Source organism: Sphaerospermopsis sp. LEGE 08334 (assembly GCF_015207205.1).
Classification (GTDB): Bacteria; Cyanobacteriota; Cyanobacteriia; order Cyanobacteriales; family Nostocaceae; genus Sphaerospermopsis.
Window position 1 is genome coordinate 37,074 of sequence record NZ_JADEXH010000014.1, and the last position, 17,561, is coordinate 54,634.

Below are 17,561 nucleotides of genomic sequence, written 5' to 3' on the forward strand. Positions count from 1 at the left end.
AGAGCCTCCGGTCCCGTTAGGGATACGCTACTACACAAACAAAGTCCACTAGTGGACTAACGAAAAACTAGGGATTTCAAACCTGCGTAGGCAGGTTTTGTCTGTGTAGATGTGATTTCTAATCACCCAAGTTGGACTTTTCAAACATCCTCTGAGATAGATCCCTGACTTCTTGGAAAAGTCAAGGATCTGGGTATTGGGTTTGATTGAATTTGTTGAAGTTACTGTGCTGTCACCAAATAAGCAGAAGAAATTGGTTGCGCCCTACCAATAGCCACAAGTGATTGATAAACAAAAGCAGCAATTTCCGCCCTAGTTGCCTGACGATTAGGATCAAGTCGTTGCACCGTCGGATAATTGACTACTAATTGTCTCACAGTAGCAGCAGCCACAGGTCCAATAGCATAATTAGGAATTTGAGCAGCATCTGTGTAAACGCTTAGGACATTGTTATTATTAGCAGTGAAATTCAACCCATTAGCTAAAGCCACTAAAGCCTGAACTCTAGGAATTTGTTGCTGTGGTTTAAAAGTACCATCAGGATACCCTGCTACAAATTGACTTTGGTAAGCAGATTGTATTGCACCATAAGCCCAAAAATTACTTTGCACATCTCTGAACTGAATAGCTTGACGTTTAACAGGAGGTGTCAAAGCTTTAGTGATAATAGTCGCAAATTGGGCGCGAGTGACAGGTTCATTAGGTCTAAAAGTGCCATCGGGAAAACCTGCAATAATATTTTGGGCAGCTAAAGCTTCAATATAAGCTTTTGCCCAATAACCTGTTGGCACATCTTTAAATGCTGTAGCACCTGTACTACCAGTACCACCACTGGGGGGAGTAACAGTTGCAGCTACAAAATCTACAGCGCCCACAATTCGCTTTTGATCAATATCATTGCCGACAGCAAGAATGCGATTACCTCTAGTGGAATTATTTAAGTCGTGACGAGTGTTATTACGAATCAGATTACCACCAGGACTGTCATTAGTACCAAGGTTGGGAAGGGCGTTGATAGTCGCTACAATACCATCCCGCTTATTGTTCTGAATCACATTCTTACGCAGTATGGGTGTGGCAGATTCAGAGATAAACAGACCATCTTGGTTTTGAATAATTTGGTTGCCTTCTACCAAAGGTGTAGAATTTCCACCAATAGCCAAACCAAAACCAGTATCTTCAAAGGTGTTATTTCTAATTTCACCTTGAGCAGAACGGGCTAAAGAAACCCCATTACCTCCATTTTTGAAAAAGATGTTATTTTCAATTTTGGGATTTCCTGTACCTGTAACAAAAACCCCTTCTCTGACACTGTTGGTAAAAGTATTGTTTTTGATAGTGGGATTGCTTGATTCTACCCAAACAGCAGTACCTCGTTGATTGGGATTAGTCACAGTTAAGCCAGCAATAGTGGTGTTATTTTCTGCGAGGATTGTTATATCCTGTCTAGCAAAAGTACGACTGGTGTAAAACCCACCACCTGTAATTATTGTTCCTTGACCTTTGGCAGATTCATTACCTATAAGTGTCACTCCTGGTTTGAGTATTAAAGGAAAACTTTCCCCAGTGTCCTTACTATAGTTACCAGGAGCAAGTTGAATCACTGTGTTTGCTTGCGCCTGGGAAAGAGCAAAGGTAATGGTTTTGTAAGGTGTTGCTGCGCTCACACCAGCACCGGCACGATCTTGACCAGTTACCGGATTAACATAAATGACTGTAGCACTAGCAGGAATTTGGGCAATTAAAGTTTGAGTAGAACCAGCGTTTACCTGACTGGGTAGCAATGTTGAACTACCAGCAATAACTAACAAAGCAGTCAAACTGCTTCCTAAAGATAAACGAGAAATGTGAAAACCCTTAGATTTCATATTTTTGATATACTTGCTTACGGTACTTTTAAGACAGTCTAAGGTAACAGCGTCGCACTGTAAAACCTATGCAAAAATATACTGGATGATCAACAGTGATTCTGGGTAAAGTTGGAAATCGGATACGATCTATCTATATTGGGTATTGAACAAATTATTTTTTCTTAGGATAGGTCGAATTACGTTGCTTAGGTATTTCTCCTCGCAATTGTAATCTACCATTAGTAATAATTCGTAACATTTCCTGAAGATCCTGTTCGATATTTTCTAGAACATTATCGGCATATTGATCAGCACCATCTTCAATTTCTTGAGCTTGAGCGATCGCATTTTGGCGCATTTCCTCTAACTCTTGCATACAAGCACGTTTTTTGCGTTCAATTTCTGCCAGAGTATCTTGCATCATTGCGTCACACTCTTGCTGCACTTTCCGACGCAATTGTTCAGCTTCTCGTTCCGCCTGTCTGATAATATCGCTATCAGCCAAAATTTGCGCTCTTTTCGCCTGTGCTGCTTCTACCACCTGCTGGCCGTACTCCTCCGCTTCCAGCATGATTTCCTCCTTGTTTTGAAGGAGTTCTGCTGCTTCCTGAAACACCGACGGTAAAAAAACACGCACAAAATCAAGCTGTTCTAGAACCTTGTCTTCATCTATCAGCGTGCGTCCAGTCAGAGGAATTTGCAAACCAGCAAGAATCATATCCTCTAAACGGTTGAGTTCTTGGAGAATATCTACACCTCCTTGTCCAATGGGGTTTTCTTGAGGTGGGACATTTTTTCCGTTGTGGTTGGGTTCAGGTTTGGAGAGTTTTGGTTGTAGCATTGGTATATATCCAGGGCAATGTGTGGGGGAACAAGATGATCGACAGAGCCACCAAACTTTGCAATCTCTTTTACCACACTACTGCTTAAAAAACTATACTCGTTTGAGGTGGCCAGAAAAACTGTTTCCATCTGAGTGGAAAGTGTTTTATTAGTGTGAGCCATTTGTAGCTCAATCTCAAAATCGGAAACTGCTCGTAAACCACGTAACAAAACTTGTGCTTGTCGCATTTGGGCATAGTTAACGGTAAGTCCATCAAAACTGTCTATCTCCACATTCGGTAAATGTTTTGTAGCCAGACGAATTTGTTCTAACCGTTGTTGCACCGGAAAAAGTGGTATTTTGTTAGGATTTCGCAATACAGCCACTATTACCTCGTCAAACAGCCGACTACCGCGCTGAATGATATCAAGGTGTCCCAATGTAATAGGGTCAAAGCTCCCCGGATAGATAGCAATCATTTATATAAATTAAACAGCTTTAGGTAATTATAGCGACATACAGGCAGCAGGGGGCAGGAGTTATTAATTTTGGATTTTGGATTTTGGATTTTGGATTGTTTTTGTTAACTCCAAGTTAAAATCTAAAATCTAAAATCTAAAATTTTCTTCCCCAATCACCAGTCACCAATTACAAATCACCAATCACCAGTCCAGCTTATGATGTTGAAGTCCAGAATATAGCAGTAGTCAATCAAATCCTTTTAGGTAATTCTGCATGGCAATAGATTTTTCTGCTTTGCCCTTGGGGTTTCAATTTACCTCTCCAGGACCAATTATATTTGAAGTCGGTCCAGTGGTTATCCGCTGGTATGGCTTGTTGATTGCCTCAGCCGTGTTAATTGGCGTTAGTCTTTCGCAATATCTGGCAAAGCGTCGTCATGTTAATCCTGAGTTAATTAGTGATTTGTCGATTTGGCTGGTAATTGGGGCTATTCCCGCAGCTAGGCTATATTATGTTTTATTTCAATGGTCAGAATATTCCCAGCATCCAGAGAGGATTATAGCCATTTGGCAGGGAGGTATTGCCATTCATGGAGCAATTATTGGTGGTGTCATAGCGGCATTAATCTTTGCCAAACTGAAAAAGATACCTTTTTGGCAATTAGCAGATTTAGTAGCGCCTTCGCTGATTTTAGGGCAAGCGATCGGACGTTGGGGTAATTTCTTCAATTCTGAAGCTTTTGGCAGACCGACTGATTTACCTTGGAAGCTGTATATTCCCTTGGATCGTCGTCCTCCCAGCTTGGCTAATTTTGAATATTTCCATCCCACTTTTCTCTACGAATCTCTGTGGAATTTAATGGTTTTTGCCCTGCTGCTAATTTTATTTTTTCGCGCTATATCTGGCAAGCCTCGCCTCAAGGTAGGGACGTTATTCTTAGTTTACTGGGTAGCCTACAGCTTAGGACGATTTTGGATTGAAGGCTTACGCACAGATAGCTTGATGTTAGGACCTTTGAGAATTGCACAAATAGTTAGTTTAACGGGAATTTCTTTAGGTTTAGCTGGTTTAACTTGGCTTTATTTATTCAAACGCCCTTTACCTGATGTGGTGACTGGTGATTGGTGATTCTATTTTGGATTTTGGATTTTGGATTTTGGATTGTTTTTGTCAACTCCAATCTAAAATCTAAAATCTAAAATTATTCTGACTCCTGCCTCCTGCCCAAAAATAAAAAATGCCCCAGAGTTTTCTCTAGGGCTTAACCAGGGTGCATCTACCATATCTCTCTACTAGGCCAAGGGAGTTAATCCGGAAGGGTAGTCAAGAAATGCCAAAAAAATTTTTTTGGGAATAGTTGTGTAGATTTCTATAAGTGAATGTACCAATAATATGAGTGATGCAAGTTTGATTAATTCCTTAGAATCAGCAGTGTATATTGTGGGAGCAGGACCGGGAGATCCGGATTTATTAACGGTTAAGGCGCAAAAACTCCTCTCTAGGGCTGATGTAATTTTATTTGCTGATTCTTTAATTCCAGAACAGATTTTAGATATTTGTCGGCAAGATGCCCAAATTATTAAAACGGCGAATAAGACTTTAGAAGAGATGTTACCGATCATGGTGGAAGCAGTGCGATCGCATAAGTCTGTGGTGCGTCTTCATTCTGGTGATCCTAGTCTTTATAGTGCTATCCATGAGCAAATGCAGCTTTTGACTGAGGCGAATATTCCTTTTGAAGTTATCCCTGGTATTAGTGCTTTTCAAGCTGCGTCCGCTAAACTCAAGATAGAGTTAACAGTGCCTAATTTGGTACAAAGCATAATCCTCACCCGCATCAGTGGACGCACAGAAGTACCAGCTAGAGAGGAATTAGCTAGTTTGGCTGCACATCAAGCTAGTCTGTGTTTATACCTGAGTGCGCGTCATGTTGCCAATGCCCAAGCTCAACTCTTGGAACATTACCCACCACAAACCCAAGTGGCTATTTGTTTTCGTGTAGGCTGGCCTGATGAAAAAATCCGGGTTGTTCCTCTTGACAAAATGGCAGAATGTACCCAACAAGAACAATTACTGCGGACTACACTTTATATCATTAGTCCTGCCCTGTTACCAGTAACAGGTCGTTCTCGTTTATACCATCCACAGCATAATCATTTGTTTCGTTCATCTCATCACTGAATGCAGAAAACAAAGTAAAATTAGGAGAATCATTGCTACCTTCTCAGGATGGCAATTCTCAAATTTTAATGAAGATTTGAAAATTCATTAAGATTATTCCGGCAATTATTTCATTTTTTTGTAATTTTCAATTTTGAATTGTTGATTATGCCATTAATTAAAGTCCAAACTTCTGTATCTGCCCCAGAAAAAGCTCAAATTGAGTCCATGCTTAAAGGTTTATCAGCCAAGTTAGCTAAACATACAGGTAAACCAGAATCTTATGTGATGACAGCTTTTGAACCAGAAATACCCATGACTTTTGCAGGAACTACAGATCCAGTTTGCTATATTGAAATTAAAAGTGTTGGCATAATGAAACCTGAACAAACTTTAGCTATGAGTCAGGAATTTTGCCAGGAAATTAACTCTTGTTTGGGTGTTCCTAAAAATAGAATTTATATAGAATTTGCTGACGCTAAGGGTTTTATGTGGGGTTGGAATAGTACAACCTTTGGTTAATGTTTTTTAATCATTCAGCTATCAGCTATCAGCTAATAAATTTCAGATGAAATAGACATCTGGTGACAAATAATCTAGAGACGTTCCATGAAGCATCTCTACAAAAGTTGTCTAAAGCATTTAGTTGATGTCTAAATAAACCTAACTATTCCCTATTTATCAAATAATGAGTTATGAGCAAGAGTAATATCTCTGCTATCACTATTCCTGGTTATCGCATCACAGAAGTCATTCATGTTAGCACTAGAACGACTGTATATCGTGGTGAGCAAGAAAAGACTCAAACTCCAGTCATCATCAAAACTTTAAACGCACAATATCCCCAATTGCACGAATTGATATCCTTAAAAAATCAGTTCACAATTATCCAAGAAATAGAACATCCAAATATTATCAAATCCTATGCTTTAGAAACTAATGGTAATAGTTATGCTTTAATCTTAGAAGATATTGGCGGCATATCTCTATATCAATATGCTCAGTCTCAACCATTAAAATTAGATTTATTTTTCAATATAGCTATTCTCATTGTTGAGGCGTTAGAATTTTTATATCAAAATAAAATTATTCATAAAGATATCAAACCCAAAAATATTATTATTAATCCAGAAACGAAGCAAATTAAACTGATAGATTTTAGTATTTCTTGTCTCTTACCTAAAGAAGTTACCGAAATCAAAAACCCAAATGTATTAGAAGGTACGCTTCCCTATATGTCACCAGAACAAACGGGAAGAATGAATCGCGGGATAGACTACCGGACTGATTTTTATTCTTTGGGTGTGACATTTTATGAATTACTCACAGGAAAATTACCTTTTATGAGTAATAATCCTTTAGAGTTGGTGCATTGTCATCTGGCGAAAACTCCTGAGCATCCCAGGGAAATTAATCCCCAAATTCCTGAGATTGTTGCAGATATGATTTTCAAATTAATGGCAAAAACCCCAGAGGAAAGATATCAAACAGCCAGGGGGATTAGATATGATTTAGAAATCTGTCAACAAATGTTATTAAATCAAGGTGCAATTTCTGATTTTGATTTAGGACAAAGAGATATAGCAGACAGATTTATAATTTCTGATAAAATTTATGGGAGAGAAAATGAGATTTCAAGTTTATTAGAGTCTTTTGAAAGAGTCAGTAATGGCAATAAAGAATTAATCTTAGTAGCTGGTTTTTCTGGTATTGGTAAAACTGCGGTTATTAATGAAATTCATAAACCTATTATCCGTCAAAAAGGTTATTTTATTTCTGGCAAATATGATCAATTTCAACGCAATATTCCTTTGTCGGCTTTAGTAAAAGCATTGCAGAGTTTATTACAGCAACTTTTAACCGAAAGTACCGACAAGTTACAAGAATGGAAAAGTCATATTTTATCAGCACTGGGAGAACAAGGACAAGTTATTATTGATGTCATTCCCGAATTAGAAAACATTATTGGTAAGCAACCTGATGTTCCAGAACTTACAGGTAGTGCTGCTCAAAATCGCTTTAATTTTCTCTTTGGTAAATTTATTCAAATATTTGCCACAAAAGAACATCCATTAGTAATTTTTTTAGATGATTTACAATGGGCTGATTCAGCTTCTTTGAAGTTAATAGAATTATTAATTAGTGAAACAGATACTCAATATTTGTTGTTCATTGGAGCATATCGAGATAATGAAGTCTATGCTGGACATCCTTTAATAATTACCTTAGATAATATTCGCAAAGCCGATGTTATAGTTAATCAAATAAACCTACAACCTTTAGATAAATTACACTTAAATCAACTAATAGTAGATACTTTATATTGCCCAGAATCTGAAACAGAATCTCTCACTGAATTACTGTTAACCAAAACCCAAGGAAACCCATTTTTTACTAATCAATTAATGAAATCCATGTATGAAGATGGGTTGATTAGTTTGAATTTTAATCTTGGTTATTGGCAGTGTGATATTTATGCAGCTAAGGCTTTATATCAGAATGATGATATTGTACAGTTTTTAGGTTCGCAAATCAAAAAATTACCAATTGATACACAAAATATCTTAAAAATAGCAGCTTGTATAGGTAATCAATTTGATTTATATACTTTATCTATCGTCTGTGAAAAATCACAATTAGAAATAGCTACAAATTTATGGAATGCTCTGAAACAAGGTTTGATTTTACCACAAGATGAAAGTTATAAATTTTATGTAGATAGTATAGATGTTATTTCTGTATCTGGTTCAGAATTAGAATTGAATAATTTGGAAAGACTGACAGTTAAATATAAGTTTCTCCATGACAGAATACAGCAAGCTGCTTATTTATTGATTCCTGATGCTGAGAAACAAGCAACACACTTGAAAATTGGGCAATTAATTTTAAAAAATAGTGATTCTTGGGAACTAGAAGAAAAAATATTTGAGATAGTCAACCAGCTTAATATTAGTGTTGAATTAATTACTAATGAATTAGATAAATATGAATTAGCTAAACTCAACTTAATTGCAGGGCAAAAAGCTAAGTTGTCTACAGCTTATGAAGCGGCTGTGATATATTTAAGAATGGGTTTAGAACTGTTAGCAATAGATAGTTGGCAAAATCAGTATGATTTGACTTTAAATCTTTATGTAGAAGCTGTCGAAGCCGAATTTTTAAACATTAATTTTGAGCAAGCACAAACCTATATAAAAATAGTCAAAAACCATGCACATAGTTTACTTGATCAAGTGAAAGTATATGAAGCAGAAATGCAAATATATATGGCTCAGGTACAAATCCAATTAGCCATTGAAACAGGTTTAAATATCATCAATTTGTTGGGAGTTAACTTAGAAAAAGAACCACCAGCAAACTTAAATGTTGATGATTTAATCAATTTACCTGTGATGACTGCACCGGATAAAATTGCAGCGATGCGGATTTTAGCTAACATGACTGCTGCTAGTTATTTTGTTGATCCGGCATTATTTCCAGCAATTATTTTTACCATGATACATTTATCGGTTAAATATGGTAATTGTTCAAGTTCTGCTCATGGGTATGTGAATTATGGTGTATTATTATGTGGTTTTTTCTTAGATATTGATACTGGATACCGCTATGGTAAATTGGCTTTGAATTTATTGGATAAATTGGATGCCAAAGAAATCAAATGTAGAGTTTTAGTAATGTGGAATGCTAATATTAATTTTTGGAAAAATCATGTTGATAAAACAATAGACAGTTTACTGGAATCTATAAATTGTGGTATAGAAGTGGGAGATTTAGAATATGCTGGTTATGCTTCCGCTATGTACAATATAAATATGATATTAAATGGAGAAAATTTAGCATCTATATTTCAGCATCTCGAAACCTATATACATTTAATGTGTAAGTTCAAGCAAGAGGGAACGGTTCCTGTTCACCAAGTCTGGAAACAGTTTGTGTTGAATTTTTTAGATAGCAATAATATTAATAAATCGGATTTTAGTGGTAATTCATTTAATGAATCTGTATTATTACCACTTTTATTAGAGACTAATAGCTCTACAACATTGTTTTCTTTATATTTAGCCAAAACTATATTTTTTTACTTATTTAAGGATACCAAAAAATCTATTACAACTGCTGTACAAGGAAAAGAATATTTACAGTATGTTGTTGGACAAATTACTGTCATTTACCATAATTTATACTACTCTTTATCTCTTTTGGCTGAATATCCAAATCAATCTATAAGTGAACAAGAGACAAGTTTCAAAATTGTTTTAGCCAATCAAAAGCAAATGCAATTGTGGGCTAATCATGCACCACAAAATTATCAACATAAGTATGATTTAGTGGCAGCAGAAATAGCAAGAGTATTGGGTAATAATTGGCAAGCAATGGAACTTTATGATCAAGCAATTGCTGGAGCTAAGGAAAATAAATATATCCAAGAAGAAGCTCTTGCTAATGAATTAGCTGCTCAATTTTATCTCGAATCTGGTAAAATAAAAATTGCTCAAACTTACTTAATAGATGCTTATTATTGTTATGTTAATTGGGGTGCTAAAGCTAAAGTAGAAGATTTAGAAATAACCTATCCTCAGCTACTTCTTCCGATTCTCAAGCAAAAAGCAATAAACAGTGAAGAACCTAATTTGATTAGTAAGCTTATATCTGATTCTAGCAATAGCAGTGTATCAGCAATTTTAGATTTAGAAACTGTGACTAAAGCATCTCTAGCTATTTCTTCAGAAATCAAAATAGACAAATTACTACATAATTTACTGGATGTAATTGTAGAAAATATAGGTGCGAAAAAGGCTGTTTTTATTTTACAGCAAGAAGGCAACTTATTTGTTGTACCACAATATCGAGAAAACCAAAAAGTTGAGTTAAATTTTACACAATTAAGTGAGTATCAAAACTTACCATTAAGCATTATAAATTATGTTTTGAATACTCAAAAAGACATCTTGATTAATGATGCTACTACTGAAAAAACATTTGCTGTTGATCCTTATATTATTAAATATGAACCTAAATCTATTCTCTGCAATCCTATTTTAAATCAAGGTAAAGTTATCGGCATTATCTATTTAGAAAATGATTTAACAGTAGGTGCATTTACCCCGGAAAGACTGAAAGTATTAAAACTCTTATCTTCCCAAGCTGCTATTTCCTTAGAAAATGCCCAACTTTATGGTAAATTAGAAGAAAAAGTTGCCCAAAGAACCCAGGAATTAAATGAAAAAAATCTGCACTTAGAAAAAACACTGCGGGAATTACAATTTACACAACTGCAACTAATTCAAACGGAAAAAATGTCTAGTTTAGGACAATTAGTTGCTGGTATTGCCCATGAAATTAATAATCCTGTAAATTTTATCTATGGTAATATTGATCATGCTCAAAGCTATATTGAAGCTTTGATAAATTTGCTCCATCTTTATCAACAAGAGTATCCCCAACCTACATATTTATTGCAACAAAAGATGGCAGAAATAGATTTAGATTTTTTGATTGTAGACTTACCAAAAATACTCAGGTCAATGTCTGTAGGTGCAGATCGTATTCGCAAAATTGTTCTGGGATTACGTAATTTTTCTCGTTTAGATGAATCGGAAATGAAACCTGTAGATATCCATGAGGGGATTGAAAGTACATTAATGCTGTTGCAACCCCGGTTAAAAGAAAAGTTAGGTTATGCACAAAATATAGTTATTAAAGATTATGGTAAGTTACCTTTGGTTAGCTGTTATGCTTCCCAGCTAAATCAGGTGTTTATGAATATTATCAGTAATGCGATTGATGCTTTATATCAATATAAGCAGAGTTTATCAAAAGCGGAAAGAGAATTACATTTTAGTCAAATTACAATTAGCACGGATATCATTAATAATGATTGGGTGAAATTTTCCATTAAAGATAATGCAATGGGGATGAATCCAGAAATTACACAACGAATATTTGATCCTTTTTTCACCACCAAATCAGTTGGTGAAGGTACAGGTTTAGGTTTATCAATTAGTTATCAAATTATCGTAGATAAACATAGTGGAAGAATAGAGTGCGTGTCTGAACCGGGAATGGGTACAGAATTTATTATTCAAATTCCTATTAATTCGAGTCAGAAAAGCCACACAATTTGAGATCATGGGTGTAGGATAGAGATATAGAATCAAATTATGGTTTTTTTATGTCTGCTACACCTGTTGTATCTCCCGTAAATTCCACTAACTCTACAAACTCTACCACTGCAAACTCTGAACTTGTTTCCCCTCTTCTCGGTGCTTCGGTAGCTGAGTTAACCGCTTGGGTTCAAGAACAAGGACAACCTGGATACCGGGGGAAACAACTACATAATTGGATATATGATAAAGGTGTGCGTAATTTAGCAGATATTTCTGTATTTCCTAAAAGTTGGCGAGAAAAAGTTATAGATATTCCTATAGGTCGTTCATCTCTACATTATCGTTCTGTTGCTGCTGATGATACGGTAAAATATCTGTTGAAATTAGCAGATGGAGAAATTATTGAAACTGTTGGTATTCCCAGTGATAAGCGGTTAACGGTTTGTGTTTCTACTCAAGTTGGTTGTCCAATGGCCTGTGATTTTTGTGCGACGGGGAAAGGAGGTTTTAAACGTAATCTTAGCCGTGCAGAAATTGTGGATCAAGTATTAACTGTACAGGAAGATTTTCAGCAACGGGTGAGTAATGTGGTGTTTATGGGAATGGGTGAACCGTTGTTGAATACGGAAAATGTAATTTTGGCGTTGAAATCTTTAAATCAAGATGTGGGAATTGGAGCGCGATCGCTCACTGTTTCTACTGTAGGTATTCGCGATCGCATTCGTCAATTAGCCGAACACCATTTTCAAATTACCCTCGCTGTCAGTCTTCATGCACCAAACCAAACATTAAGAGAACAAATTATTCCCAGTGCTAAACCCTACCCCATCGAAGACTTACTCGCAGAATGCCGAGAATATGTAGAAATAACCGGACGCAGAGTAACTTTTGAATATATCCTTTTAGCGGGAGTCAACGACTTACCAGAACACGCTTTAGAATTATCAAAACGTCTGCGCGGTTTTCAAAGTCATGTGAATTTAATTCCTTACAACCCTATCGAGGAAGTAGATTATAAAAGACCAAACCGCGATAGAATACAAGCTTTTGTTAATGTTCTCCAACAACAAAACATTGCTGTGAGTGTCAGATATTCTCGCGGTTTAGAAGCAGACGCAGCTTGTGGACAACTGAGAAGAAATAAAAGGTAATTAGTAATTGATAATTGATAATTGATAATTGATAATTGGTAAACATAAAATTGATTACCCAGTCACCAGTCACCAGTCACCAGTCACCAGTCACCAGTCCCCAGTCCCCAATCACCTATTTTTTAGCATAAATACCTGGTGCATAAGCCTCAATAACCCTACCAGTGCGAGTGCAGCTAATCATCAGGTAATCACAGGTTGGGCATTGTGTTCTGGTGACTTGACTCTCAGCAATAAAGTGACGTTCAGCTGTACTGCCGCAATTTGGGCAATGAACTTTTTGTAAAACTTGCATTTTAAAACCCCTGGATTAAATAATGTTGGTAAAAATCCGTAACTCTAGCCAGTCAAGATTTATAGCCACAGAGGCGGCTATTTTTTAAAAAATTTAACAATTTAAAAATTTCACGCATTCTTATTCATTATCTTAGTCTTCATATTTTTAGTCGTCACACTTTAGATATATAAATTTACTTTTCCTGTAACTTTTGTTTTCATTCTTAGTGATCCCCGTACTTTAATCTTTGAGACAAGTATATTTATCCTTTTGTTTTTAAATAGGTTATTTTTGTATTCAACCGCTACAGAAAAAGAAAAACTGTATTTTAAGTCACAAAATATTTTTCTTTAGATTTTGTTAAGCTTTTCGCTGTATAAATTGTATTTCAGATTACAATTGTATTCTCGGCTATAGTGGTATTTACTACCTTGATTATCTTTATTAGAGAAAATATCATTACATGACTCAGTGATAATTTAAGCAAAACTTCCAACATGAGATATTACAGTAATCAACTACTTTTGCTAATCTAGAGATTAGTAATGGGTAATGAGAAATGGGTAATTAGTAATAGATATTCTTAATTATTAATTGCCCATTATTTCTTATCATGTAAGACTTTAAGAGTTATCGAATTAGCGAGATTACACCAAAAAATAGCCAACATTAGAAAAGATACATTACATAAAATCACGACTACTTATTAGGGGTTGCTGAGAAAGTCTTTTCGTGAAGGAATAGGAGTCAGGAGTCAGGATTCAATTGAACTCCTGACTCCTTGATAGCGATTTGTACTGAGCAACCTGTACTGAGCGAAGTCGAAGTAAGTCAAAGTAAGCGTGGCGTTAGCCATACTCCTGACCCCTCACAGATAACTTTTCAGCAAACCCTATTTACGCCGTGCTGTACTAGAATATAAAACACAACTATATGACAGTAAATTAGTAATTGTGGATAGATTTTATCCCAGTAGAGACGTTATATATTTAGTAGCTAGAAGCATCTTAGAAGAAAAAGCAAGGAATTTCTACTATGCTCATTTGCCCGCAATGTCAATTTGAAAATCCCAATGACAATAAGTTTTGTCAAAGTTGTGGCACGTCTTTAACTTATAAGACTTGTCCTGAATGTGGGGCAGAAGTCCTTTTAAATAATCAATACTGTCACAAGTGTGGTGCAGAATGTGGCACGATTTGGTGGGCAATCATCACCCAAGAAGTACCTGTTGTTGTTTCCGAATTTGGGGACGAGAAATTAACACCAGATATAGGCAACACAAACACCCGTCTACAATTTGCGGTAGGCTCATTTTTAGATCGGGGACAACGCTATCAATTATTAGAACCTTTACCAGAACCGGAAGTGATGCCGGGTGGTACGGAGTATAAATTCAAGGTTTTAGATTGCCAACCCTTTCACATTTCACCTATTGAGGCGATGCTGGAACATCAACCACAGGGTTTGATTGTGCCATCGGTGAGTGTAATTGGTATTCCTAGTTTGGCTCAAGCTTATGTGGCATTGCAACAGGAAATGCCACCGGGAATACCAGTAATTCACGATGCTTGGCAACAAGATAATATGCAGGTGGTACTGATTGAAGACCGTTCCCATTGGCAGTTGTTACTAGAGGCGTGGCAAGATCCTACAACCCATCCATTGCAGATTTTACACTGGTGCTATCAGATGATCCAACTTTGGGAAATACTGAAACCAGTAAATTGTCGTCAAAGTTTGTTGAAGTTATCAAATCTGCGACTAGATGAAGACCAAACTCTGGGGGTGCAACGGTTGTATCTGGAAACACCTACTGAAAATTTGCCTACTGATGGCGAGCCGCTTTTAACTATCAAGTCTTTGGGAAGGGTTTGGCGCAATTTATGTCTACAGTCTCAACATATTCATATTGCCTCTCTTGTGCAAATTTTGGATGATTTAGAAGCTGGTAAGATTGCCACTGGGGAAGAATTGCGATCGCATTTGCAGGAAATATCCACAGAACTACAATCACCTTCTCACTCTGGTGTTGCTTCTACAGAAACAAAATATGCTTTTGCGCCAACTGTGTTGCAAGATGATAATTGGCAGGATGAGGAAAGAAATGAAGATGCACCGACAATTATCTTGTCAATGCAATTAAGGACTGTGGAAGATGTAGGATGCACTGATGTCGGTCGTCAACGTGATCACAACGAAGATTATTTTGCCATTGAAACCAAGCAGCAAAAGCTGGATGTACCTGGAAATCGCCATTTGCAAGCTAGGGGTTTGTATATTCTCTGTGATGGGATGGGGGGACACGCTGGAGGTGAGGTGGCCAGTGAGTTGGCTGTAACTACTTTGCGAAAATACTTTCAAGAAAAGTGGGTTGGGGAGGAACTGCCAACATCTGAAATGATGGAAGCAGCGGTTTTGTTGGCGAATCAAACGATTTACGATCTCAATCAACAAGGACTGCGTTCTGGTGTGGGGCGCATGGGTACAACTTTGGTGATGTTATTGATGCAAAACACTAAGTTAGCAGTTGCTCATCTGGGAGATAGTCGTCTTTATCGTGTCACTCGCAAGGGGGGACTAGAGCAAATGACTGTGGATCACGAAGTGGGTCAACGGGAAATTGCTAAAGGGGTACCTGCTAGTGTAGCTTATGCTCGTCCAGATGCCTACCAACTCACTCAAGCTTTGGGTCCACGAGATGCCAATTTTGTCCATCCTGATATCAATTTCTTTGAGATTCATGAAGATTGTTTGCTGTTGTTGGTTTCCGATGGGTTATCTGATAATGATTTATTGGAAACTAATTGGCAGACTCACCTCACACCGTTGCTCAGTTCGAGTACAAATTTGGAATCAGGTCTGAGCGACTTGGTTGATCTGGCAAATGAATACAATGGTCACGACAATATTACGGCTATATTGATTCGGGTTAAGGTTTCTCCGATACAAACAAGCTAACTCTTGCTAACTAGCTGTTAACCCTATCAGCAAAGTTGACATAGAATGGAAATGAGCTTGATAGGCCATGTCTTTACAAGTAGTTCTCTTTTCTGATAGATAAATAATTATGAATTATAAATTTTGATTGTGGTAACACTGACCCTGTTAGACACGAAAAATAAAACGCCGCTTAAACAGTGGAGTTTTCAGGGTTCCTCTGTGATTCGCATTGGTCGCGCGGTGGATAATCATGTTGTACTCAATGATAGTTTAGTTTCTCGGTATCATCTGCAACTTCAACAATTGAGTTCTGGCAGCAGTGATGCTTGGCAGGTAATTAGTCAAGGGACAAATGGTACTTTTCTTAATGGTGTTCTGGTAACAAAAAGTACGTTATCCGATAATTCTCTCCTGCAACTAGCACAGGGAGGACCTATACTCAAATTTCAACTTGAGGATATACCGGAACTGACTGTTTCACCTTGGCAACCAATACACCAGGAAATTGAGAAAGTTGCAGTTTCCCATTGCAATCACGAAGGAAATTCCCCAAATAATATATTTTGTGTTCACTGTGGTCAACCGCTAACTGTTATCAAGCGAATTCGCCATTATCAGGTCTTACGCACACTGGGACAGGGTGGTATGGGTACTACTTACCTAGCTTGGGATGCTACAGGCGTAAGTACGGGTGTTCCTCAACTGTTGGTGCTAAAGCAGATGAATGCGGATATGGCTAAAATTGCTAAAGCGCAGGAGTTGTTTGAACGAGAAGCGAAAACTCTAAAATGTCTTAATTATCGAGGAATTCCCAAATATTATGATTTTTTTGCCGAAGATAGGAAAAACTACTTGGCAATGGAGTTAATTCACGGACAGGATTTGGAAAAGCGTGTATATACTACTGGTCCTGTGACTCCTCATCAGGCGATCGCCTGGATGATTCAGACTTGTGATATTTTAGATTATCTTCATCATCAAGATCCACCGCTGATTCACCGGGATATTAAACCTGCTAATTTGATGGTGAGAAATGCTGATAATCAAATTGTGGTGTTGGATTTCGGTGCTGTGAAGGAAATTGGCACTGCACCGGGGACAAGGATTGGTGCGGAAGGTTATTGCGCTCCTGAGCAGGAACGAGGACAACCATTGACACAATCGGATTTGTATGCTATAGGTCCAACTTTGATTTTTTTACTGACTGGGCAAAATCCTGTAAATTTTATCCGCCACAGGGGACGTGGTGTTTGTTTTGATGTGAAAAATGTGCCGACAATTACTCCTCAACTCCGCGAAATTATTGAACGGGTGACGGAACCTCTACCACGCGATCGCTTTCAAAGTGCTAAGGATTTGGCTCAGGCGTTAATGGCTTGTCAGTGATTGGTGATTGGTAATTGGTAATTGGTAATTGGTAATTGGTAAATTTATTACTGTCACCTGTCACCAGTCAAGGGTCCCCAATCCCCAGTCCCTAATCTTCGTCCCAGGTTTCTACTGCTAATAGATCACCAATGGGATCTTGCATACTAAAGCCAAAGTCTAGGAGTTCTTGTTTCCAGTGTTGCCATTCATTGCCGTAGAGGAAGGCAATTTTCCAGATGCTATCGCTGGGCTTGATAATACTGGATTCTACGAGTGATTGCACATTGCGCTGCAATTTCACCATAGGGTGAATCACTTGCTGAGTCATAACCTCGATGTGGTTCAAATTTTATTTGTGTGAATACTTAGTTAAAACTGCTTTCCAGTTGGCATTTTTTACTGGTGCGCGAGTCCTATAGTTGG

General features: G+C 37.3%; 12 protein-coding genes. 7 read left to right on the top strand and 5 right to left on the bottom strand.

All coding sequences use genetic code 11. The features are described 5' to 3' along the window. Nucleotides 1-221: 221 nt before the first annotated feature. The 3 genes from IQ237_RS10035 to coaD all read right to left on the bottom strand — a co-directional run bounded on the left by IQ237_RS10035 (nt 222) and on the right by coaD (nt 3,152). Complete coding sequence (locus tag IQ237_RS10035; protein WP_194054625.1) at nt 222-1,868, bottom strand: DUF1565 domain-containing protein; 1,647 nt, start codon at nt 1,866-1,868, stop codon at nt 222-224. Nucleotides 1,869-2,022: 154 nt separating this feature from the next. After that, entirely contained in the window at nt 2,023-2,691 is a 669-nt protein-coding gene (locus tag IQ237_RS10040) for a DivIVA domain-containing protein (protein ID WP_194054628.1), read from the bottom strand. Further along, nucleotides 2,601-3,152, bottom strand: coding sequence for a pantetheine-phosphate adenylyltransferase (coaD, locus tag IQ237_RS10045; RefSeq protein ID WP_194054630.1), 552 nt, complete (start codon nt 3,150-3,152; stop codon nt 2,601-2,603). Before coaD ends, IQ237_RS10040 begins: the two co-directional genes overlap by 91 nt. Before the next feature lie 256 nt (nt 3,153-3,408). On the opposite strand from coaD, the gene lgt reads away from it, so the two are divergent. The 5 genes from lgt to rlmN all read left to right on the top strand — a co-directional run bounded on the left by lgt (nt 3,409) and on the right by rlmN (nt 12,553). Then, on the top strand, nt 3,409-4,263 hold the full coding sequence (gene lgt / locus IQ237_RS10050) for a prolipoprotein diacylglyceryl transferase (RefSeq protein ID WP_194054632.1): 855 nt from the start codon (nt 3,409-3,411) through the stop codon (nt 4,261-4,263). Nucleotides 4,264-4,527: 264 nt separating this feature from the next. Beyond that, on the top strand, nt 4,528-5,316 hold the full coding sequence (cobM, locus tag IQ237_RS10055; RefSeq protein ID WP_194054635.1) for a precorrin-4 C(11)-methyltransferase: 789 nt from the start codon (nt 4,528-4,530) through the stop codon (nt 5,314-5,316). 147 nt (nt 5,317-5,463) lie between these two features. Beyond that, nucleotides 5,464-5,817 carry a phenylpyruvate tautomerase MIF-related protein gene (locus IQ237_RS10060; protein ID WP_194054637.1) on the top strand — a complete coding sequence of 118 codons (354 nt, stop codon included), beginning with the start codon at nt 5,464-5,466 and terminating at the stop codon, nt 5,815-5,817. Between the two features lie 173 nt (nt 5,818-5,990). Next, nucleotides 5,991-11,420 carry an ATP-binding sensor histidine kinase gene (locus IQ237_RS10065; protein WP_194054639.1) on the top strand — a complete coding sequence of 1,810 codons (5,430 nt, stop codon included), beginning with the start codon at nt 5,991-5,993 and terminating at the stop codon, nt 11,418-11,420. A 47-nt stretch (nt 11,421-11,467) separates the two neighbouring features. Continuing rightward, nucleotides 11,468-12,553, top strand: a complete 1,086-nt coding sequence (gene rlmN, locus IQ237_RS10070; protein WP_194054641.1) for a 23S rRNA (adenine(2503)-C(2))-methyltransferase RlmN — start codon at nt 11,468-11,470, stop codon at nt 12,551-12,553. 115 nt (nt 12,554-12,668) lie between these two features. Here rlmN and IQ237_RS10075 read toward each other — a convergent pair whose 3' ends face one another. After that, complete coding sequence (locus tag IQ237_RS10075) at nt 12,669-12,848, bottom strand: replication restart DNA helicase PriA (protein WP_194054643.1); 180 nt, start codon at nt 12,846-12,848, stop codon at nt 12,669-12,671. Nucleotides 12,849-13,865: 1,017 nt separating this feature from the next. Between IQ237_RS10075 and IQ237_RS10080 the strand changes: the two genes are divergently transcribed. Together IQ237_RS10080 and IQ237_RS10085 are read left to right on the top strand one after the other, a co-directional pair. Continuing rightward, nucleotides 13,866-15,788 carry a serine/threonine phosphatase gene (locus tag IQ237_RS10080; protein ID WP_194054645.1) on the top strand — a complete coding sequence of 641 codons (1,923 nt, stop codon included), beginning with the start codon at nt 13,866-13,868 and terminating at the stop codon, nt 15,786-15,788. 129 nt (nt 15,789-15,917) lie between these two features. After that, nucleotides 15,918-17,156, top strand: a complete 1,239-nt coding sequence (locus IQ237_RS10085; protein ID WP_194054647.1) for a protein kinase — start codon at nt 15,918-15,920, stop codon at nt 17,154-17,156. A 91-nt stretch (nt 17,157-17,247) separates the two neighbouring features. Here the strand turns inward: IQ237_RS10085 and IQ237_RS10090 are convergent, their stop codons facing one another. Next, complete coding sequence (locus tag IQ237_RS10090) at nt 17,248-17,466, bottom strand: DUF4327 family protein (protein ID WP_096565289.1); 219 nt, start codon at nt 17,464-17,466, stop codon at nt 17,248-17,250. Between the last annotated feature and the right edge of the window lie 95 nt (nt 17,467-17,561).

Excerpts from the sequence above, each read along its gene's own strand:
- IQ237_RS10080 (WP_194054645.1), top strand. The coding sequence starts at position 13,866 with ATGCTCATTTGCCCGCAATGTCAATTTGAAAATCCCAATGACAATAAG.
- IQ237_RS10065 (WP_194054639.1), top strand. The coding sequence starts at position 5,991 with ATGAGCAAGAGTAATATCTCTGCTATCACTATTCCTGGTTATCGCATC.
- IQ237_RS10090 (WP_096565289.1), bottom strand. The coding sequence starts at position 17,466 with ATGACTCAGCAAGTGATTCACCCTATGGTGAAATTGCAGCGCAATGTG.
- rlmN (WP_194054641.1), top strand. The coding sequence starts at position 11,468 with ATGTCTGCTACACCTGTTGTATCTCCCGTAAATTCCACTAACTCTACA.
- IQ237_RS10075 (WP_194054643.1), bottom strand. The coding sequence starts at position 12,848 with ATGCAAGTTTTACAAAAAGTTCATTGCCCAAATTGCGGCAGTACAGCT.
- coaD (WP_194054630.1), bottom strand. The coding sequence starts at position 3,152 with ATGATTGCTATCTATCCGGGGAGCTTTGACCCTATTACATTGGGACAC.
- lgt (WP_194054632.1), top strand. The coding sequence starts at position 3,409 with ATGGCAATAGATTTTTCTGCTTTGCCCTTGGGGTTTCAATTTACCTCT.
- cobM (WP_194054635.1), top strand. The coding sequence starts at position 4,528 with ATGAGTGATGCAAGTTTGATTAATTCCTTAGAATCAGCAGTGTATATT.
- IQ237_RS10035 (WP_194054625.1), bottom strand. The coding sequence starts at position 1,868 with ATGAAATCTAAGGGTTTTCACATTTCTCGTTTATCTTTAGGAAGCAGT.
- IQ237_RS10060 (WP_194054637.1), top strand. The coding sequence starts at position 5,464 with ATGCCATTAATTAAAGTCCAAACTTCTGTATCTGCCCCAGAAAAAGCT.
- IQ237_RS10040 (WP_194054628.1), bottom strand. The coding sequence starts at position 2,691 with ATGCTACAACCAAAACTCTCCAAACCTGAACCCAACCACAACGGAAAA.